At 40.5% G+C, this 19881-nt stretch carries 17 protein-coding genes, 3 tRNA genes and 2 pseudogenes; 11 read left to right on the forward strand and 11 right to left on the reverse strand.

The features are described from left to right. Positions 1-86: 86 nt before the first annotated feature. Positions 87-806, reverse strand: coding sequence for a response regulator transcription factor (locus FD724_RS03550; RefSeq protein ID WP_114084785.1), 720 nt, complete (start codon positions 804-806; stop codon positions 87-89). Positions 807-1395: 589 nt separating this feature from the next. On the opposite strand from FD724_RS03550, the gene FD724_RS03555 reads away from it, so the two are divergent. Beyond that, on the forward strand, positions 1396-2490 hold the full coding sequence (locus FD724_RS03555) for a hybrid sensor histidine kinase/response regulator (protein ID WP_179071600.1): 1095 nt from the start codon (positions 1396-1398) through the stop codon (positions 2488-2490). Positions 2491-2595: 105 nt separating this feature from the next. On the opposite strand, the pseudogene FD724_RS03560 reads toward FD724_RS03555, so the two are convergent. Then, positions 2596-3183: pseudogene (locus FD724_RS03560) on the reverse strand (zinc ribbon domain-containing protein). Between the two features lie 84 nt (positions 3184-3267). Here FD724_RS03560 and FD724_RS03565 point away from each other — a divergent pair. Together FD724_RS03565 and FD724_RS03570 are read left to right on the forward strand one after the other, a co-directional pair. Then, positions 3268-3657: pseudogene (locus FD724_RS03565) on the forward strand (transposase); the annotation flags it as partial. Positions 3658-3837: 180 nt separating this feature from the next. After that, positions 3838-4062 (forward strand): hypothetical protein, encoded by a 225-nt coding sequence (locus FD724_RS03570; RefSeq protein ID WP_179071601.1) that lies wholly within the window; start codon positions 3838-3840, stop codon positions 4060-4062. Positions 4063-4271: 209 nt separating this feature from the next. On the opposite strand, the gene FD724_RS03575 is transcribed toward FD724_RS03570, so the two are convergent. From FD724_RS03575 to nadA, 3 genes are all read right to left on the reverse strand, one after another. Next, positions 4272-4343, reverse strand: a tRNA-Thr gene (locus tag FD724_RS03575). Between the two features lie 86 nt (positions 4344-4429). Next, positions 4430-4515 (reverse strand) — tRNA-Tyr (locus FD724_RS03580). Between the two features lie 124 nt (positions 4516-4639). Continuing rightward, positions 4640-5614 carry a quinolinate synthase NadA gene (nadA, locus tag FD724_RS03585; RefSeq protein ID WP_179071602.1) on the reverse strand — a complete coding sequence of 325 codons (975 nt, stop codon included), beginning with the start codon at positions 5612-5614 and terminating at the stop codon, positions 4640-4642. 149 nt (positions 5615-5763) lie between these two features. Between nadA and FD724_RS03590 the strand changes: the two genes are divergently transcribed. The 3 genes from FD724_RS03590 to FD724_RS03600 all read left to right on the forward strand — a co-directional run bounded on the left by FD724_RS03590 (position 5764) and on the right by FD724_RS03600 (position 7179). Next, positions 5764-6684, forward strand: coding sequence for a TIGR04168 family protein (locus FD724_RS03590; RefSeq protein WP_179071603.1), 921 nt, complete (start codon positions 5764-5766; stop codon positions 6682-6684). 131 nt (positions 6685-6815) lie between these two features. Next, a tRNA-Ser gene (locus tag FD724_RS03595) sits at positions 6816-6900 on the forward strand. Between the two features lie 90 nt (positions 6901-6990). Further along, positions 6991-7179 (forward strand): hypothetical protein, encoded by a 189-nt coding sequence (locus FD724_RS03600; protein WP_179071604.1) that lies wholly within the window; start codon positions 6991-6993, stop codon positions 7177-7179. Positions 7180-7279: 100 nt separating this feature from the next. Here FD724_RS03600 and FD724_RS03605 read toward each other — a convergent pair whose 3' ends face one another. Beyond that, on the reverse strand, positions 7280-7699 hold the full coding sequence (locus tag FD724_RS03605) for a hypothetical protein (protein ID WP_179071605.1): 420 nt from the start codon (positions 7697-7699) through the stop codon (positions 7280-7282). Positions 7700-7935: 236 nt separating this feature from the next. On the opposite strand from FD724_RS03605, the gene FD724_RS03610 reads away from it, so the two are divergent. From FD724_RS03610 to FD724_RS03620, 3 genes are all read left to right on the forward strand, one after another. Further along, complete coding sequence (locus tag FD724_RS03610) at positions 7936-8202, forward strand: Arc family DNA-binding protein (RefSeq protein ID WP_094330234.1); 267 nt, start codon at positions 7936-7938, stop codon at positions 8200-8202. Next, positions 8199-8657, forward strand: coding sequence for a type II toxin-antitoxin system VapC family toxin (locus FD724_RS03615; protein WP_179071606.1), 459 nt, complete (start codon positions 8199-8201; stop codon positions 8655-8657). The genes FD724_RS03610 and FD724_RS03615 overlap by 4 nt, the downstream gene beginning before the upstream one ends. A 180-nt stretch (positions 8658-8837) precedes the next feature. Continuing rightward, positions 8838-9284, forward strand: coding sequence for a thioesterase family protein (locus FD724_RS03620; protein ID WP_114084793.1), 447 nt, complete (start codon positions 8838-8840; stop codon positions 9282-9284). Here the strand turns inward: FD724_RS03620 and FD724_RS03625 are convergent. Genes FD724_RS03625 through menA form a run of 3 tightly spaced genes read right to left on the reverse strand, consistent with a single transcriptional unit; the run spans position 9277 to position 12597 of the window. Continuing rightward, on the reverse strand, positions 9277-10686 hold the full coding sequence (locus FD724_RS03625; RefSeq protein WP_179071607.1) for a 2-succinylbenzoate--CoA ligase: 1410 nt from the start codon (positions 10684-10686) through the stop codon (positions 9277-9279). The genes FD724_RS03620 and FD724_RS03625 overlap by 8 nt on opposite strands. Then, positions 10671-11687 (reverse strand): o-succinylbenzoate synthase, encoded by a 1017-nt coding sequence (locus FD724_RS03630; RefSeq protein WP_179071608.1) that lies wholly within the window; start codon positions 11685-11687, stop codon positions 10671-10673. Before FD724_RS03630 ends, FD724_RS03625 begins: the two co-directional genes overlap by 16 nt. 13 nt (positions 11688-11700) lie before the next feature. Next, positions 11701-12597, reverse strand: a complete 897-nt coding sequence (menA, locus tag FD724_RS03635; RefSeq protein ID WP_179071609.1) for a 2-carboxy-1,4-naphthoquinone phytyltransferase — start codon at positions 12595-12597, stop codon at positions 11701-11703. Positions 12598-12903: 306 nt separating this feature from the next. Between menA and FD724_RS03640 the strand changes: the two genes are divergently transcribed. Next, a complete protein-coding gene (locus FD724_RS03640) occupies positions 12904-14319 on the forward strand; it encodes an isochorismate synthase MenF (protein ID WP_179071610.1) in 1416 nt (471 codons plus the stop codon). Between the two features lie 86 nt (positions 14320-14405). Further along, on the forward strand, positions 14406-15203 hold the full coding sequence (locus tag FD724_RS03645; protein ID WP_256874441.1) for a class I SAM-dependent methyltransferase: 798 nt from the start codon (positions 14406-14408) through the stop codon (positions 15201-15203). A 275-nt stretch (positions 15204-15478) separates the two neighbouring features. Here FD724_RS03645 and FD724_RS03650 read toward each other — a convergent pair whose 3' ends face one another. Together FD724_RS03650 and FD724_RS03655 are read right to left on the reverse strand one after the other, a co-directional pair. After that, complete coding sequence (locus tag FD724_RS03650) at positions 15479-16783, reverse strand: glutamate-5-semialdehyde dehydrogenase (RefSeq protein WP_179071611.1); 1305 nt, start codon at positions 16781-16783, stop codon at positions 15479-15481. Positions 16784-17186: 403 nt separating this feature from the next. Continuing rightward, positions 17187-19472 (reverse strand): ATP-binding protein, encoded by a 2286-nt coding sequence (locus FD724_RS03655; RefSeq protein WP_179071612.1) that lies wholly within the window; start codon positions 19470-19472, stop codon positions 17187-17189. Positions 19473-19881 lie beyond the last annotated feature (409 nt).

The raw sequence follows: 19881 nt of genomic DNA on the forward strand, positions 1-19881 counted from the left end.
CATTTTACTAAAGTGTGTAACAATTTCTTAATAAATCTTTTTACAGGTAATCGTTTTGACTAAAAAACAATTACTGTTCAGGATATTTACGGTACTAATCCAGCGCGCAAAGCACGGACGGCAGCCTGTGTACGGTCAGCAACACAGAGTTTATTGAGAATACCTCTAACATGAGTTTTTACAGTACCGACTGTTAAATAGAGCCTTTTAGCAATTTCTGCATTGTCACACCCAGCGACAATCAACTCTAAAACATCCATTTCCCGGTGAGTTAAAGGATAGCTGACTATACTTTTCTCAACATCGGGATCAATACCTTCAATCAAGACTCTTTTTCCAGATGCGCCTCTGCTACCATCGGGGAAATCTTGACGTATTTGTTGTAGTACAAGGTCTGCGATCGCAGGATCAATCCATGAGCTACCTGCATAAGTCGTTTGCACAGCCTCAACTAGTTTCTCAGTTTCGATATCCTTCATGCAATAAGAATCTGCACCTGCTGCAAAAGCGGCTAAAACTGCCTGCTCGCTATTCTGCATCGTTAAAATTAGCAGCTTTGTGGTGTAATCTTCATTCTCTGCTTGATATTGCCTAAATGTGCGTGTTAGCTCAATACCATCCATGTCAGGCAAACCGATATCAATAGTGGCAACATCAGGCTTGAGAGTTTTCAGAAGCTTGATGCCGTCGGCTGCATTGGCTGCTTCACCAACAATGTTAAACTCTGGCTGGGTTTGTAAGGCAGACCGCAAGCCGATTCTTGTAAGGTTGTGATCTTCGATCACGAGGATCTTGATTTCACTCATAGTTGCTTAATTTTACTGTTATCTATCTAGAGTACAGATTAAAATAATCTCGTTCTTCTATTCGGTATCTTATACAAAAAGCAATGCTTTTGGTATTTTTCCTGAACTTCATCTACCATTAGACATAAATAACTTTATCTTGGAAGTTTTTCTTAGGCAAGAGTTTCCATCTGGGAATATAATTCAATCAAAAAACATTTTTATACATTCACCGGATGATAGATGTTTTATGGTAGACAATTTTTCACTGAAAATCCGCTAGCAAGCAAGAGTCGGTAACTATTAAATAATTACCATTGCAGTGGCTATGATAACGTAAATACAATAGATTAAGCGACCTTAACCTAAGACCCAGACACAAATATTGTTTGGAGAAGTAAACGAATAATCTACTCAGTAGAGAATAATATCATTAAACCAATTAATGCTAAACTTGCTTTATTTAACAGTATTTTTACTTATAAAGCAAGATACTCAATTCGGGAAATTTTAAAGGAAAATGTGAATCCTTAATAATTTCAGCGCTGGTAAAGTAAGCTATTACTAGATTTGCTAGCGATAGCCAAGCACTTCTTTTTTTTATTCAGCCATGTCTTTAACTAAAAGTGTCAAAAAAGATAAAATTCTCGCTGTCGATGATGTTTTTGACAATCTACTGGTCTTAGAAGCAGTCCTAGAAGATGAGGGCTATGAAATTAGCTTGGTGGAAGATAGCAAAATTGCTCTGGCTATGGTTGAGGAGTCACCACCAGACATCATTCTCTTAGATGTGATGATGCCGGAGATAGATGGCTATGAATTTACTCGACGCATTCGACAGAATCCGGCGTTGCCATTTATCCCTATTCTGCTGCTAACGGCTCACTATGAGTCTAGCGTTGTAGAAGGACTCGATGCTGGTGCAGATGACTTTATTCGTAAACCATTCGATCCTGATGAACTACATGCGCGAGTGCGATCGCTCCTGCGCCTCAAGCATAGCATCGACGAACGAGATCAGATGGCTAACCTGCGGGCAGATTTTGTCTCGCGTTTTACTCACGATTTACGTATACCGCTAGTAGCCTCCAACCGCGTCTTAAAATTATTGCTGGAAGGCAGGTTTTGCGAAGTTTCGCCACAATTGCAAGAAATCATTGATACCATGATTGGCAGTAATCAAGACCTGCTGGAAATGGTAAATACCTTGCTAGAAGTTTATCGTCATGAAGCGGGCTGTAAAACCTTAAAAATTTCTCCCTGCAATATTGAAGAACTAGTTAGTGAAGTTACCCAAGAATTAACTCCCTTAGCTGAAGAAAAAGGATTAGTTGTAAATATAGAGCGAGATGAAACTGCAAGCACTGTCATGGGCGATCGCTTAGAACTGCGGCGAGTTTTAACAAATATTATCGGCAATGCTATCAAATTTACAGACAAAGGTTCTGTAGATATTCACTGCCATCTCACTCCAGAAGATGTGACTATTGATATCCAAGATACGGGGCCGGGAATTTCTAAACAAGATCAGGCAATATTATTTGAGCGATTTCGCCAAGGTAAACACCAGCGATCTGGTAGCGGTTTGGGACTATATCTATCTCGCTGTATTATCGAAGCACATCAAGGCACAATTGATGTAACATCTGAGCCAGGGCAAGGTAGTACATTTACTATTCGTCTACCTGTAGCAGCCGACAATTAAAAGTGAGGAAATTTTAGAATAAAAAATAGTGTTCACAAACAAAATCCGTGAACAGTGACACACTCCGCACACTGAAATTGGTACTCCAATTTCAGTGTGGGCTTCTCAACCAATCCGGCTATTGCTTAGGAGGCGTTGAGCTTTAAGAATCGCATGTCCGTCGGCTCTATTCTTTATATTTACTACCGCGTTATGGTCACGATTAAGACTGCACCCACACAGACACAAGTGCCATCTTTCATACAGCTTTTTAGAAACTTTTACCCCACAACTGGAACAATCTTGTGACGTACCCGATGGATTGACTGCAATTACCAAAATTCACGAGATTTAAACCGAGGTCGTCTACTTCGTTTTCCGTTGCTATCACCTTTTAAAAAACGGTCAAACGTCACTTTCACTCGCTTAACTATATCCTGTAGCACCTGCGAGTAAATTTCACCGTACCAAGGATGAGTTTTTTTGAGATTTAGTAGCGTTTTATTTTGTGAATAATAAGTCTGGGTTATTCCGCAATTCTGGTATATGGCAGATAAGAGGACAGGCATTAATTGATGAACGATTGCGCTCATACCAATCAAATCTATCAGCCAACAAGAAATTATATTGAGCGCATAACATAGACAGCCATCTGTCTATCTCAATGGCTTGTTTTGTTGTTGGTCGTAGCTTGTATTGGTACGCTGTCCTCACAACTCTTGCCTCAACCATTAACCCTTTTTTATCACTCTCGCTAAAGTATAATTAAGTGCGATTGCAAAAACTGAGACAGAGAGTATGGTTGAGCCTCGCCCACCCGTGCCCACAGTCAAATTTGTGGATGAATATTGCCAGTTGTATCAAAACCTATTCCCAGAAGTTAGAAGTTTTGAATCTTTTAAGTACCTACATATAGGATGTCTTTCTGATGTAAAACGTAAAACTCTACCAGAAATAGCGAAAATTGTAGGACTAAATAATCATCAAGTATTACACCATTTTTTAACAGAATCACCTTGGGATATAAAAAAATTAAGAAGGCAAAGATTAGAATTAATATTACATATACTTCAAGGTCGCCCAATAATACTAATTGTTGATGAAATAGGTGATAAGAAAAAAGGGAATACGACTGATTATGTGAAACGACAGTACATTGGTAATTCAAGGTCTAGCAGAAACTGGATCTGCATTTGTAACAACTAATGAATGATCACTGGAAGATCATCTACTCGCTCTGATGTAGTGTTTTGCAACTGTTATCTAGCCGCCTCAATTATTAGTGAGCACCTTTGCAGACTACACTTTCAGGCTGTTATTTGGCTATTCTATTTGTGAAATGAGCGAACCGACCGGAGGAACAAAACAATGATTAACAAACAACCTGCCAAGTTCACAATGAATGCCAAGCAGAAAGAGATATTTCATCAACTGACAACTAAACAGCAAATAAGACTGTTACAGGTTTTAGAAGCCCGACAATCCCAAACTGGTCAGAGAAGGATTAAGCCATCCAACCGCGCCAAGACTAAACAGGTTTATCAGGATGACTCCCAAGACATTGTTAATCAGTACCAAGACCACCTGGATTAATCCTTTGTCGAAATGTTTCGATAGCCTGGGAAATATTTCGATTTACCCACGCCAGCAAGGGAATCTAAGGACACCTAGAAGTTTTACAGGTCTACCCCTAAGTTAAAAATTTGAGATATCTCTACCAAACCATCGTTAGATTATCTTATGATTAAGACACGTTTAGGACAATCTAGGATGTTTTAGGACTGCTAAGTATCTCTTGAAAAAGCCCGTGACGAGGATTGAACTCGTGACCTCACCCTTACCAAGGGTGTGCTCTACCACTGAGCCACACGGGCGAAACATAATTCCGATTTTTCAGCTAGAAGTTAAATGCTGGGAGTTTTGATGCTTACCCAGACATTATAACTTATAACTTCGTAAGTGGTGGGCCGGGCTGGATTTGAACCAGCGTAGGCGCTAGCCAACGGATTTACAGTCCGTCTCCATTAACCACTCGGACACCGACCCGATTTGTCTCACGATTTAAAATCTTAGCACCACCTTTTATAATTAGCAAGTGGTTAGAAAAAATAACTTTTAGGTAGAGATCGCAACAAAACTGCGTCTCTACCTTATGGATAAAAAATACTGGTTACACGCTCATCTCCAGCATTCGTTGCATTGGTCGCAGTGCAGCCAGCCGAATATCCTCTGACATGGTAATTTCGGGTGTGCGATTTTTCATTGCCCAGTAGAGCTTTTCTAGGGTGTTTAACCGCATAAACGGACATTCGTTACAAGCACAGTTATTCATCGGCGGTGCAGGAATGAAGTGCTTGTCAGGAGCTAATTTTTGCATTTGGTGAATGATTCCCGGCTCTGTCGCAACGATAAATTCCTTGGTGGGGCTGCTTTGACAATACTTGAGTAAAGCGGCTGTGGAGCCAATAAAGCTGGCGTGGCGCAATACACTACTTTCACATTCTGGGTGTGCGATCGCCTCTGCTTCGGGGTGGGCAATTTTTAACTGGACAATTTTCTTTTCCGAAAAGGTTTCATGGACAACACAGCTACCTTGCCATAACACCAAATCTCGTCCAGTCTGTTCCATGACGTACCGCCCCAAATTGCGATCGGGGGCAAAAATAATCGGCTGTTCCTTCGGTATCTGCTGCACAATTTTCACAGCGTTGGAACTGGTGCAAATAATATCGCTCATCGCCTTGATATCAGCAGAACAGTTGATGTAAGACACCACCAAATGATTCGGATGTGCTGCTTTAAAAGCTGCAAATTCGTCTGCTGGACAACTGTCGGCTAAAGAACAACCAGCATTCAAATCTGGTAAAAGTACTAATTTATCGGGATTAAGGATCTTTGCTGTTTCTGCCATGAAGTGAACACCAGCAAAGACAATTACATCCGCATTGGTTTTTTCTGCGGCTTTCGCTAGTTGTAATGAATCCCCAATAAAGTCGGCAATATCCTGAATATCTGGCTCTTGATAATAATGTGCCAGGATAACTGCGTTGAGTTCTTTTTTGAGACTCTCAATGGCGGCAAACAAATCTAGTGGTAGTTCACCCAGTTGGGTTTTTTCTCGTTGAGCTAGTGCAGTAGTAAACACAGTTTAGGGGTGCTTTATGTTGCAAATGTATGTCCTGTGGATTCAATTATAGTAGTTTTTACCAAAAATAGTGGACGGTTGATATTTTGGGGTTGTGTCCAAATCGGGCTGAGTTTCATATCCTGGAGATAGACGGCAAGGAAAGTGGCATGACCAGTCAGAAAACTCAATCGATAAACCTCAAAATTGCTGTAGTTGGAGATATTCACGACCAATGGGAAGTGGAAGATGGCGTTGCACTCAAGCATTTGGGTGTTGACTTAGTGCTGTTTGTCGGGGATTTTGGCAATGAATCGGTGGAAGTGGTCAGAGCGATCGCATCTCTCGATATTCCCAAAGCAGCCGTGATGGGCAACCACGATGCCTGGTACACCGCCACTGAATGGGGACGCAAAAAGGCTCCTTATGACCGCTCTAAGGAAGACTGGGTACAGGAACAACTCGATTTATTAGGCCCGTCCCATGTCGGTTACGGTAAGTTGGATTTTCCCGCTTGGAATTTAACTGTAGTGGGGGGTCGTCCCTTTACCTGGGGTGGCCCAGAGTGGAAATTCGCGGAAATCTGTAAAGAACGTTACGGTGTGACGAGTTTGGAAGAATCCGCCGATCGCATCGTGAAAGCGATCAAAAGCGCCGCCTACGAGACAATTATATTTTTGGGTCACAATGGGCCTAGTGGGTTAGGCGATCGCCCCGAAGACCCCTGCGGCAAAGACTGGCATCCAATTGGCGGCGACTTTGGCGATCCAGACTTTGGCGAGGCGATTTCTCATGCCTTGACTGCTGGTAAAACCATTCCTCTGGTGACATTTGGTCACATGCACCGAGATTTACGCCATACCAAGAAGGTGCAACGCAAGCCCATCTTTAGAAGTCCAGAGGGGACAATTTACTTAAATGCGGCAAGTGTCCCCAGGATTGTGGAAAATGACGGCGAGAAGTTGCGTAATTTTTCCATTGTCACCCTAGAGGCGGGTGTGGTTTCGCAAGTTTCCCTTATTTGGGTGGGGAATGACTTTCAGGTGGCTTCAGAGGAAATTTTGTACGAGCGATCGCGTATTGTGTCGTAGACATTCGCATCCAGTAGTGCAATCTGCGTAGATAATAGGGTATAGTATGATCTGTCAAGTTTAGTGCTAACCAACAAAAGCGCCTGAATAGCGTCTGAAACTAGGATCAGCACAAGTTTGACAGATTTACTGGAGAGGTGGCAGAGTGGTCGATTGCGTCCGACTTGAAATCGGATGAGGCTAAAACCTCCGGGAGTTCGAATCTCCCCCTCTCCGTTGCATAAATTTTGTTATCAAGTGCCACATCTGTTTTGCATCTACGGATATATCCAAATTGATGCACAAACAGTATTTGGTTAATTACTGATGAAAAACCTCAACATTAAAGAAGAAGCCCGGAAATTGATTGACAAATTGCCAGAAAATTCCACATGGGATGATTTGATGTACCAAATTTATGTTCGGCAAACCGTTGAAGCTGGACTAGCGGATAGCAAAGCTAGTAATGTTATTTCTGTAGAAGAAGTGCGGAAAAAATTTGGACTGTCAGAGTGAACGATCAAGCTTTTCCTTCTCCGTTGAGTTTTTCATGAATGAGTGAAGATGGAAGGCTGGCGTTCGTGTTTACCTTTGTTTTACAAAACAAAGTAATTAGTTATTTAAACATATCAAAAATAGTCTGACTTAATCCTATATGAGGGTTAAATGTTGGTATGGAGTTGGTGATTTGTGGTGTATATACATCTAGCAGTAATTCTGGATCAACCACAGGTAAATTGTTACTCAAAACATAAGAATTTCTTGTAACTATCAATACTGGTTGACCTTGGTACAAAACGATAGGAGGATTGAGGCAGTAAATATTGTAAGGACTGTACAGGCCATATTGACTACCATATAATCCATAGGAATTCCGAATGCTGTATATACCATAGGAACCACCGTAGATACCATGAGGATTACTAATAGAGTTTTGGTCGTATAGATTACTTGATAAAACACCTAAAAATTGTCCATCAGCAGCCCATAATTGAGCCACACCATTTACGGAAACGAGAAAATCTACAATTGACATAGGTTTTTACAATAAAAACTTATTTTCTCCAGCTTCATCCCCTAAGAGTGGCAACAACCTCAGCAAAAATGCCTAATTTGTGGATTTGGTAGCGTGGTATATTTTTAGCGTAATTAAATAGGATTTTACATAGAAAATATTAAAGCGAAAATATGACTTAACAAGTGCGATCGCTCCTCTCACTCCATGCTTGCATTATGCTATCATTTTGATAAATTCTACTTTGAGGTAAAGCGATGGCTACCCTTTATGTAAGAAATTTACCCGATGATTTGTATGCAAAATTGCAAGAGTTAGCGGCATCTGAACACCGTTCCATTAACGCCCAAGTCATAACTCTGTTAGAACAAGCTTTAAAAACTGAAGCACAGCAAACAGAAGAAGAAAGACGAAAGAATGTCCCAAAACTTTTAGAGGAAATCCGTCTTCGCCGTGAAAAGCTACCAACTGATATCGAATGGCCTGACAGCACTGCCATGATTAGAGAAGATCGGGACAGATGACAATTCCTTTTAGGTGCGTCGTGGATGCCAGTGTGTCCGTTAAGCAATTTATTCCTGATCCGCTAACAGCCAAGGTTAATCAACTGTTTGCTCACCTTGCCTATCCCCAGACAGAAATCTTTGTACCTGACCTGTTTTACATTGAGTGTGCAAACGTTTTATGGAAGTATGCTCGTGCAGGTAGTTACGATGTTTCTCTGATTCAAGGGAATTTAGCTAGTCTGAAAGCTTTCCCTTTGCGTGTTGTCTCAACGGCTGATTTGATGGCGGATGCAGTTGCGATCGCATTAAATTATGAAATCTCCGCCTACGATGGCTCTTATATCGCGCTTTCACAGCAGGTAGGTGCTACTTTGCTGACTCTCGACGGCAAGCTGGTGAAGGCTTTAGCCGCTTCGTCTTACAATGTTTGCTCGTTTAATGACTTCGAGGTTCCGCCGTTGGAGTCAATGTAGAAGCGATCGCCTTTCCTCACAATATATTCAACCCCAAAGCATTGAATGAGGCTAAACAAATCGATACAAACTCAGAATTGGGGAAATTAAATTTTTATCACTGACTTATCTTAGTTGCAATAAAATTAGTTTATAAAGCAGGGAATAAACCTGCTGTTTTTTAATATTCAATTGTCAAAAATGCCTTTTACTTATAACCGCACGGTTCGCTTTCAAGATACTGATGCTGCTGGAGTAGTTTATTTTGCTAATGTTTTGGGTATTTGCCATGAAGCTTATGAAGAATCTTTAGAAGCATCAAGTATTAATTTCAAAGATTTTTTTACTAATCCTTCTGTAGCTTTTCCCATTGTTCATGCTAGTGTCGATTTTTTGCGCCCTATGTTTGGTGGGGACAAGTTACTGATTAGTTTAATACCCCAAAAAATAGGTGTTGAGAAGTTTGAAATTACTTATGAAATTGCTGTGGCTGAGGTGGTAGTTGCTAAGGCTATTACTCGCCATGTTTGTATTGATGTGAGTAGTAGAAGTAAGCAGGAATTACCTGATGAGATAGTTCAGTGGTTGGAGACGAACCGCAGAGACGCAGAGGACGCAGAGAGAAGAAGGTCGAGAGAGATTATGTGATGGAATTTTGGAGGAATTCTGTGGCTATTTGTTGTAATTTTTGGCGGTTAATTTTACCTTGAGAGTTACGGGGTAAGTTTTGCTGGGGAATCCAATATTTAGGGATTTTAAATTTGCTGAGTTTGTCTTTGAGTAGAGTTTGGATTTTTAAGGCAGAGGTATCTGATTTTTTGGGAATGTAAATCGCTGTTAAAGCTTGTCCCCAGTGTTTATCTGGAATGCCAATGACATAGACATCGGCAACCATTTGAGTCGATTGTATAGCTGATTCAATTTCTGCTGGATAAATATTTTCTCCACCTGTAATAATTTTGTCGCTGTTACGTCCAACTATATTTAAATGACCTTGGTCGTCTAAAAAGCCTAAATCATCTACTTGGAAATCAGTTTGATTTTCTCTGGTTTTAGGATAGTAACCAAGGGCTAAAGATTTAGCATGAATGTTAATACTTCCAATTTGATTGGAATTTAAAATCTCGCCTTGCTGATTGCGAATAGTTACTTTTGCATGGGGAAGAATCTGACCACTGCTAATTTTACCTCTCAGAAAATCATCCGGTTTGAGGGTAGCAATTTGAGAGGCGGTTTCTGTCATACCATAGGTAGGTGCTAATCGGATGCGGTGAAATCTGGATTTTTCTAGTAGTTCGTTCCATGCTGGCGCACCTCCCAAAAGTACAGTATTAAATTGGGATAGCCATTCAGTTAATTCTGGATTTTGCAGGAGGCGTTGTAACTGTGTTGGTACTAAAGATATGAAAAATTCTGATTGTTTAATATTTAATATTTGACCGGATTCTACTGCTTTAAATGGTTGAATAGCTAGTTTACCTCTGGTGGTGAAAGAACGCAGAAATTGCATTAATCCGCTAACGTGATGTAGCGGTAACACGCAAAATGAATTGACTTGTTTGATTTGAAAGTATTCTGTAAATCCTTTTACCGATGAGATGAGAGTTTCCCAAGTGTGGATGGCAAATTTAATTTGTCCTGATGAACCACCTGTGGGAATCAGAATCAGTGCTGAGTGAGAGAGTAAAAAATGGGGAGAGACGAGATTAATCGTGTCTGTACTTGGGAGTAGGGGAGTGGGAGAGTCGAGTAGTTCTCCCCAAATGATGTCTGGCTGTACTAAATCAAAGACTTGTTGCCATTCTTGTGTTCCCCAATCGGGGTTACAAAGAAAAACTGGACAATTAGCTGCACAAGCAGCTATAAAACTTGCTAAAAATCTTAGTGGTTCGCGTTCGGCTAAGATAATTTTTGGTGGTGTTCCACACGCTGAGAGTTGTATTAGTTCTAAATATAATTCTTGAGCTATTTGATTAAATTTGCGGCTGTTGTAACCGATAAGCCAATCATCATGAGTTAGGTTATTAAGACAGTCTAAAGGCTGTTGCATAAACTTTGAAACCACGTTTCTTCTTGTTCAAAAAAATGGTCTATGCCAAAACCAATTGCCCTATTATTTCGGGATAATTCGGCTGCTAGCTGGAGTGCTGCAAGTCTAGCGATCGCAGTTTCAAACACTGACGAAAATACAGTATCAATTTCATGCTGGTGGCAAAACTTTCTCAGACGAGATGGCGATCCAACGATCCCAGGCTTGATCACAAAAATCCCTCGCCAACCTTGTTGATAACAGGCGGCGAGTTGTCCAAGTGTGGCGACAGATTCATCTAAAGCGATCGCAGTTTCATAACTCGTACTCAATTCCAACATTCCCTGAAATTGCTCAATGGGTAGCGGTTGTTCGATAAATTCAATTTCTAGGGGTAGTTCTGGATTTGCTTTGAGATTGTCGCAAGTCCGCAGCCATAAGTTAGCTTCTTCATAGGTGAGTCCACCGTTGGCATCTAATCGCAGTTTGGTAAAGGCTGGTAAGGTGTGTATGAGTGACTCAAAAATTTTTAGTTCATCAGCGATCGCATCCACACCAATTTTCCACTTAAACGTGCGATATCCCTTCTGCCATAGAGTTTTCCATTGATTTAAAGCCGCTTTCCCAGATGGTAATAAACCGCTATAGCGCAAGGAGTGAAGTGCCGAGGATAAATTTAAATTTTCCTCCTCTGCTCCCTTGCTCCCCTGCTCCCCTGCTCCCCTGCTCCCCTGCTCCCACGCTGACTCAAAGCCAAATTGACAAGCAGGTAACTTATCTGGAATAGAGAAAATTATCTCGTCTGTGATTTCTTCTGGGAGTTGGCGACAAAAATCTAAGGCTTGTTCTAGGGTTTCGGAACCAAACCAGCTAATGGGGGCAATTTCTCCCCAACCGAGTTTACCTGATTCATCGGTGAGACGGAGAATAATACCTTCACGAATATCCCACTTACCATGATTGGTGGTAAGCGATCGCAAAAATCTTCGCTGATATGAACGAAATTTAAATTGATAACGCATCAATTAGTAATTGCTAAAGCATAAATCCCAACCCTAGCAGCAAGCAAGCCCAGAAATGCACGGCTACGGCGATGAATTTACAGTTACTAACTTTGTCAGGCTGGTTGTGATTTTCTTGGACATGGCGGCATAATTTGACAGCGAAGGGTAAACTCACCCAACTCAGCAACGTCCAAGCTGGAGAAATCCCCAATAGCACAAACAGCAAGGTGAGGGGATAAATGCTAGCAGTAAACCAAACTAGGACTTGGGCCCCTTTTTGGGTTCCGAGACGGACGATAGGCGATCGCTTACCTGCGGCTATATCATCCTTAACTTGGTGAAAATGTGAGCAAAACAAAATTAGGGTTGTGGCAATCCCAACAATCACTGAAACTGCTAAACTTGTCATTGACCAAGTTTGCGTTTGGCTGTAATAGGCTGCCTCCACTGCTAAAGGGCCAAAAGCAAAAAAGCAAAGAATCTCGCCTAAACCCTGATATCCTAAGCGAAAGGGAGGCCCTTGGTACATATATCCCAAACCACAGCATAGTAGAATGATGGCGATGACAGTTAGGTCATGTTGCCAAAAGGCGATCGCTAGTATGCCCAGCAACCCCAAACCTAAACACAAATTTCCTATCCAAAATATTAATGGCTTATTGCTAGTTAAATTCACTAGAGAATGGTGCTTATTTTGATCGATACCTGTTTCAGAATCAAAGACATCATTACTGATATTTTCCCAGGCAAGAATTAAAATTGCCGCAGCTACAAAAGTAGAAAATACTGCACCATTAAACATTTTAGTTTCGGCAAATGCGACTGCTGTTCCTACCCAAATGGGCATAATGGCAACGCTATACATGGGCGGTTTAATCGCTGCCATCCATAACTTAGTGTTGGGATATAAAATTTGCTTGGTAGTCATCAGTTGTGATTAATTAAATTACCGGAATATTACTCACACTTTAGATTTTATGATTTAAAGAGACCCTAGATATGGGTGATATACAAACAATTGTCACTTTTACTATGGCTTGTTAGCCTTGTGTTGTTAACACTCACTCTCACATTGCAGTCTTAGGCTGAAACTGTCTTATCATGGTCTAGGAACACCATGAACAAAGCAAATCCTACGCTGGTGAAATGGCAACTTAATATGTTACCTGTAAAAATACGACCACGATTAATTACACTTTAGGAAGTTAACTTAAAAAAAATTTACTATAGATCCATGACAGTTTCACCATGTCGTAGCAACTTGTTTGTAGAGCGCAAAGATTTATATCAATTTCTGCTATCAGTCCAAGAAAAGTGCCTCCAAAATAATGGCAAGCAAATTGTCAGTATCTCTCAAGAGATCGATTTAGTTGATCCTTTACTTGTATTGGATCAACTTACACAAGCAAATGAAATAAATTTTTACTTTGAGGACAGAGCTAAAGGAGAAGCGATCGCAGCAATTGATTCTGTAGCAAAATTACAGATTGATGGTGCAGATCGTTTTACTCAAGCTGAATATTTTATCAAATCTTGTCTAAAAAATATAATTAATTTTGGTAACGTTAATCAACCTTTTTCGGGGCCTCACTTTTTTTCTTATTTCAGCTTTTTTGATAAAAATGCCCAAGTAGATTATCCATTTCCATCTGCTACCATTTTTCTTCCACGTTGGCAAGTAGCTGTGAAAAATCAGCGTTGTATATTAGTAACAAATATAATTATTAATGAAAATGCAAATATTCAAAGGTTGTTGGAGAATCTGCAAAATAAAATTGAATTTATCCAATCTTTAGAATATTACTCTGCTAATATTGATTGCTTCCCAGCAGCCTTATATAAAAAATCTGTCACGAATGCTACTCAATTTAAACGTTCAGTAGTATCTGCTTTAGAAAAAATTAGGTCTAGTCATTTAAGCAAAATTGTATTAGCAGATATATTAGATGTAAAGTCAAGCAACCAATTTAGCCTAGTTAAATCATTAAATAATCTTAGACAAAATCATCCTAATTGTTATATTTTTTCTACAAGTAATGGTAAAGGTCAAAATTTTATTGGTGCAAGTCCAGAAAGATTAATTAGTATTAATAGTCAACAGTTAATTACTGATGCTTTAGCTGGTTCTGCACCACGAGGTAAAACCCCTGCTGAAGATGCAGCTAATGCCAATCGCTTACTAAATAGTGAAAAAGAAAAGCATGAACACTCACTAGTACTTAATTTTATAACTCAACGTCTATCTCAGCTAGGTTTATCACCTCAGATATTAGCGCCTCGCCTACGACAATTATCTAACATCCAGCATTTATGGACACCTATAAGTGCGATAGTTCCTACTAACATCCATCCATTAAAGATTGTCGGACAATTGCATCCTACGCCAGCCGTTGCGGGTGCATCACAAGATGTAGCTTGTGCCGAAATTCGCCGTTACGAAAGCTTTGAGAGAGGTTTGTATGCTGCGCCTCTGGGTTGGATAGATTCTCAGGGGAACTGTGAGTTTATTGTGGGAATTCGTTCAGCATTGATTGATGGCGATCGCGCAAGATTGTATGCTGGTGCTGGTATTGTTGCGGGATCTGATCCTGAGAAAGAATTTGCAGAGGTACAACTTAAGCTTCAGGCGTTACTCAAAGCATTAGTTTAAAGTTAAGGTTCTTCAGTCGTTGACCTAGAAAATGCTATGAGCAACAACGTACTAGATAGCAACTTAGTGGATAATATGAAAATATTGTGGTTTTTTACGAAACCCTATCAACTATAAATGCTAAGGAAATAAGTAAAATGTTAGATATAAAGCTTTCTAAAAGTAGCGAGGAAGAACTTTTCCCGCCTCAAGAGTTTTTTAACGAGCAGTGGAAACTTTACCAAAAAATACTCGATAACAATTACATGGGACACCGTGAAATTTACTCTACACTGCGCGAGTTGCTCCTTGGACACTTTCAACAACCCTTTAAGATGCTTGATTTGGGATGCGGCGATGCTAGCTTTACTTCTCAAGCTTTGTTAAATAGCACGATTACTTCCTACCAAGGGATAGACTTATCTATACCTGCGCTAGAGATTGCTAAGGATAACATGGCAAAAATTCAATGCGACACAACCTTTACCCAAGGAAATATTTCCCAATTTGTTCCTGAATTGATGTCAAGTCAGCAAAATAGCTTCGATGTAATTTTAAGCTCTTTTGTTCTCCATCATTTAAGCCTTCAAGAAAAGGACTCGATTATTAGTCAGCTTAAGCATCTCCTCACATCTAACGGTGTTTTTATTCTCATTGATGTTGTTCGTAAAGAAGGAGAAGATCGAGAAACATATCTTAGATGTTACTTAGATAATGTACAAAAAGACTGGTCTTTAATTACTTCCCAAGAGTATTTAATGTTATCAAATCATATTTCTTCAAGTGATTTTCCTGAAACTCAAAAAACTTTTGATGAGATTTCACGAAAATACAATTTTACTCGCTTTGATTGCCTGTATAACAATCCACTTGATGCTACACAATTGTTGTGTTTTTACCGATAATCATGAAAAATTAGTGGAATTATTTATAGCGCTTCTCAGTTGAGTGCAATACAGACCTAACCCCCAGCCCCTTCCCTACAAGGTAAGGGGAGTAAAATTCAAAGCCTCTCTCCTTTTAGGAGAGAGGTTTGGAGAGAGGTGAAAGTATATTGCTTACATTCGAGAACCGCTATATATAGAAAGCCTCTTTCTTTGCAGAAAGAAGGCTTTAATAGTACTTCAAACTCGCCAAATACAAATGATTTGTTTTTGCACTTATTGCATTAAAAACTCATCTAAAAATCCTGATGAGTAAAAGCCTTAGCATTCGCGCCAGTGTAAGTAGCTACAATATGACCATCGCCAACCATTTGATATTTATATGTCACCAATCCTTCTAAACCAACGGGGCCGCGGGGAGGCATTTGTTGCGTACTAATCCCTACTTCTGCGCCGAAACCATAGCGGAAGCCATCAGCAAAGCGGGTAGAACAATTGTGGAATATGTTGGCTGAATTTACTAGTCCAAAGAAAGTTTCAACAGATGTTGAATCTTCAGTAATAATCGCATCGGTATGACGAGAACCATATTCGTTAATATGAGCGATCGCATCTTCTATAGAGTCTACAATCTTGATCGACAAAATATAATCGCTATATTCTGTTTCCCAGTCGGTTTCTGTTGCAGCTACAATGTTAGGTAAAATTTTCAAGGTGCGTTTATCACCTCTCAATTCTACATGACGTTCTTGCAAAGCTTCAGCAGCTTTTGGTAAAAACTCTGTAGCAATTGATTGGTGAACTAACAAAGTTTCAATGGCATTACAAACAGCAGGATATTGCGCTTTAGCATCGACGGTAATCGGAATTGCTTTAGAAAGATCGGCGGCTTTATCTATATAAAGATGACAAATACCGTCAGCGTGACCTAGTACCGGAATGCGTGTATTTTCCTGTACAAATCTGACAAATGAATTAGAACCTCTAGGGATAATTAAATCCACATATTTATCTAATTTCAAAAGTTCTAAAGTTTCTTCTCTAGTTGTCAGCAACTGTACCGCATCTGGGTTAACAGCAGTATGTGACAATCCTTGCTTAATTGCCTTAACTATCGCTTCACAAGAACGCACCGCTTCCTTCCCACATTTGAGAATCACACCATTCCCAGATTTGATTGCTAAGGAAGCAATTTGAATCGCCGCCTCTGGACGTGCTTCAAAAATAATCCCCAAAACACCTAAAGGACAAGTAATTCGTTTGAGAATTAAGCCAGTGTCAAGTTCGCGGTGAATCTGCACTTTACCAACTGGATCGTCTAGCTTACCGACATCTTGTACTCCAGCGATCGCATCTCTTAATTTATGTTCATCCAACTGCAAGCGCTTATAAAGCGGTTTAGGAATTCCTTCGGCATTAGCAGCTTCACAATCAGCAATATTTGCTTGTAAAATTTCATCTTTAGCTGATTCTAAAGCTTGCGCGATCGCAATAATTGCTTGATTTTTTGCCTCAGTGGAGAGAATCGCCAGTTTACTTGCAGCTTTGCGGGTTTTTTGGGCGATCGCAATTAGGGGAGAACCAATATCAAAAATAGTCATAGCAAAAATCTTTACTTTTTCTTCATCTTATCAATCTGAGTTGATCGTTGCTTATTGTCTTCCCCCAATCGGGTGAACCATCTGGGTAATCAATAATTACTCTGATCGGGTGAAGCAAAACCTGGTTCAAAAAACTTATTCTGTGAATATGAAACACAGAGACGGCAGAAGTAACAACTTCGCGGTTATATAAATATCTTAAATATTATTACAGGCATTATTTTAAATCATTAAATATGATTTATGCGTACCGTAGGCTAGAGAGACATTTATGTTTCTCTGGTCTTTTACTTTTGCAGATAATTTATACTGCGGGCTATGCTTTCGCGTTTGTTACTTCAGCGATGTTTACAAATAGCTACGTCCATGAAATTGCTGATTAAACAACTTTCAGACTTATGCGTTAAACTTCTTTGCTGCTTTTAACTAGGTTCGCCACTACTTTCACCAACTTATCTGGCTCGATGGGCTTAGATAGATGAACTTCAAATCCAGCTTCCAGAGCTAGGTTGCGTTCTTCATCTCTAGCATAAGCCGTCAGTGCTACAGCCAGAATCTTCTCTCCACAAAGGGCTTCTTGCGCGCGAACTTGGCGAATCAGCGAATAACCATCCTCGTCTGGCATTCCGATATCACTGACTAAAACCTTTGGTCTTAATCGAATTAACGCTTCCAAAGCTTCACCTACTGAGCTAACCGATGTCACCTGCGCTCCTGACTCTTCAAGAACAAAAGCAATTAACTCACAAGTATCGGCACTATCGTCTACAAGGAGTATTTGCAACCCATCGAGCGCTAAGAGATTATTGACTTTTACTTGACTATCTTTAATTAACTCCTCTGATTGCGGTTCTATTAGAGGTAACAGGACTGTAAATGTTGCTCCCCGTCCTTCCCCTTCACTAGCTGCATAAACTGTGCCAGAGTGTATTTCTACTAAGTGGCGTACAATTGCCAGCCCTAGCCCCAAACCACCGTCTACTCTAGTAGTTGTGCTATCAGCTTGACGGAAGCGCTCAAATATATAAGGTAGAAAGTCAGCACTAATTCCCTTACCTGTGTCAGAGACAGAAATCTGAGCATTTGAGTTTACCTGCTTCAGACACACTTCAACTCGGCCCCCGCTAGGTGTGAACTTGACGGCGTTAGAGAGCAAATTCCAGATTACTTGTTGGAGGCGTTCTGCATCACCTATAACCTCACCGACTGACGAGTCAAGGTTAGACTCAACTTGAATATCTTTAATCTCAGATGTGGGATATATAGCTTCAATCGCCGTCTTAATTACAATTACAAGATCAACTTTACGGAGATTTAGGCGGATTTTACCTTGTACAATGCGTGAAATATCGAGGATATCATCAATCAGTTTGCTCTGAAGTTTTGCATTTCGCTCGATTGTCACCAGCGCCTTAGAAGTAATTGCCTCATCCAATTTTCGATGACGAATTATTTGAACCCAACCCAGCATCGAGTTGAGAGGTGTACGAAGTTCGTGAGAGACAATTGCTAAAAATTCGTCCTTAATGCGGTTAGCTTCCTGAGCTTGCCAATAAAGCTGTGCATTTTCAATGGCGGACGCTGCGCGTTGAGCAAGTTCTTCAGCCATTGCTAGGTCTACAGTAGTGTAATAGCGCCCTAATTGTGTAGAAGCAAATACAATTGTTCCTAGCTTGTGTTGACGCACCTGCAATGGCACAACCATATAAGACTTAACTTGCAGTAAATTAAGGTATTCATCGTTCCATGCTTTTCTTTGTAACGAAGACTCAAGAATGTTTGTAACCAGTTCCGGCTTACCAGTCCGTAAAACCTTTGGTAGTCCATAATCTGCATCAATAGAAATTGGATAGCGTTGTCGGAGTTTTCGAACTAGTGCTTCTTTCTGTGGGTCAGATGCAGCGATGACTGGATTATTGAAAGCTGCCGAATTATTTTCAACGACATCCACAATGCACCAATCTGCGAGGGTAGGCACTGCTAATTGGGCGACGGTTGTTAGGGTATTGCGGTAGTCTAAGGAAGATGCTAGTACATGGCTTGCTTCAGCCAAAAAATTAGAGCGCCTTTGTGCAGCTTCGGCTGCAATTCGGGCAGCTTGCTCACGGCAAAATAACTGCTCACGCTCCGACTCTAAACGCCTACGCTTGCTAATATCGCGCATTAGCCAGCGCAGAGCAACTGGCTTACCCAACTGATTACGGACGGTAACTACTGTCAAAGCAACATCAAAACAAAGTTTTTCCCGTGGTTGCAAACACACTTCCCATTCTCCACCTCGGTCGAGATGCTGCAACTGAGTTAGGTAATAAAAAAAAGCTTGATGATCCGACTGTCCGATAAAACTAAGCAACGGTTTCCGAATCAAAAATCGCTGGGAGATATTAAGTAAGATAGTAGCGGTCTGGTTAGCTTCAAGGATAGTCCCATAAGTATCAGTTACCAAGTAACCATCAGGCGCAAAATCAAATAATTCTTGGTAGCGCTGACGCTCCTTCTCTACTGCAATTCGTGTTGCTTGTAGTTCCTCAGAGGCGATTTTCATTTCTTCTAAGGCGATTTGAAGTTCTGCAAAAGCTTCTGTTGTTAGCTCTTGTTGCGAATACCCCTCACTTGCAGTGCTTTGCAATAATTTCATCACCCGTGAGCGCAATATCTCTATTTGCCGACTAAAATCGTCTACATTCATGTTGCTCACTTTGCTAAGGCTAAAAAGCGCACGTGAGAGAAAAATCAAGCAAATGTAATTCTAACTGTACGCTCAAAGCGGAACTCAAAACATAGAGGTTTGTGTTGCCAAGGCAAGTTAGATCAGTGAATAAAACAAAAACACAATGTAATGGTCTCAACCTCTTACTACTATGCTACAATAGGCGGCTAATAAACAAATCTACCTAGGGTGCTGTACAGCTAGAAACATAATAGGTAGATTAAAGCAAATTGTTTTATAGCTTAAGGAGGGCCTGATGGTTACAGCAACAGTACCAGGAGAACAGGTCAAAATTGGTCAAACTCGGCTGCTGATTAACAATGAATGAGTAAATAGTGTCAGCGATGTCTACGACGGGCTACGCCTACGCCGATTTGAAACAATCAAC

It is taken from the genome of Nostoc sp. C057, assembly GCF_013393925.1.
GTDB lineage: Bacteria > Cyanobacteriota > Cyanobacteriia > Cyanobacteriales > Nostocaceae > Nostoc > Nostoc muscorum_A.

Bases quoted from the DNA above. Each gene is read 5' to 3' on its own strand.
- FD724_RS03550 (WP_114084785.1), bottom strand. From the start codon at position 806: ATGAGTGAAATCAAGATCCTCGTGATCGAAGATCACAACCTTACAAGA.
- FD724_RS03555 (WP_179071600.1), top strand. From the start codon at position 1,396: ATGTCTTTAACTAAAAGTGTCAAAAAAGATAAAATTCTCGCTGTCGAT.
- FD724_RS03570 (WP_179071601.1), top strand. From the start codon at position 3,838: ATGATTAACAAACAACCTGCCAAGTTCACAATGAATGCCAAGCAGAAA.
- FD724_RS03590 (WP_179071603.1), top strand. From the start codon at position 5,764: ATGACCAGTCAGAAAACTCAATCGATAAACCTCAAAATTGCTGTAGTT.
- FD724_RS03600 (WP_179071604.1), top strand. From the start codon at position 6,991: ATGAAAAACCTCAACATTAAAGAAGAAGCCCGGAAATTGATTGACAAA.
- FD724_RS03605 (WP_179071605.1), bottom strand. From the start codon at position 7,699: ATGTCAATTGTAGATTTTCTCGTTTCCGTAAATGGTGTGGCTCAATTA.
- FD724_RS03610 (WP_094330234.1), top strand. From the start codon at position 7,936: ATGGCTACCCTTTATGTAAGAAATTTACCCGATGATTTGTATGCAAAA.
- FD724_RS03615 (WP_179071606.1), top strand. From the start codon at position 8,199: ATGACAATTCCTTTTAGGTGCGTCGTGGATGCCAGTGTGTCCGTTAAG.
- FD724_RS03620 (WP_114084793.1), top strand. From the start codon at position 8,838: ATGCCTTTTACTTATAACCGCACGGTTCGCTTTCAAGATACTGATGCT.
- FD724_RS03625 (WP_179071607.1), bottom strand. From the start codon at position 10,686: ATGCAACAGCCTTTAGACTGTCTTAATAACCTAACTCATGATGATTGG.
- FD724_RS03630 (WP_179071608.1), bottom strand. From the start codon at position 11,687: ATGCGTTATCAATTTAAATTTCGTTCATATCAGCGAAGATTTTTGCGA.
- menA (WP_179071609.1), bottom strand. From the start codon at position 12,597: ATGACTACCAAGCAAATTTTATATCCCAACACTAAGTTATGGATGGCA.
- FD724_RS03640 (WP_179071610.1), top strand. From the start codon at position 12,904: ATGACAGTTTCACCATGTCGTAGCAACTTGTTTGTAGAGCGCAAAGAT.
- FD724_RS03650 (WP_179071611.1), bottom strand. From the start codon at position 16,783: ATGACTATTTTTGATATTGGTTCTCCCCTAATTGCGATCGCCCAAAAA.
- FD724_RS03655 (WP_179071612.1), bottom strand. From the start codon at position 19,472: ATGAATGTAGACGATTTTAGTCGGCAAATAGAGATATTGCGCTCACGG.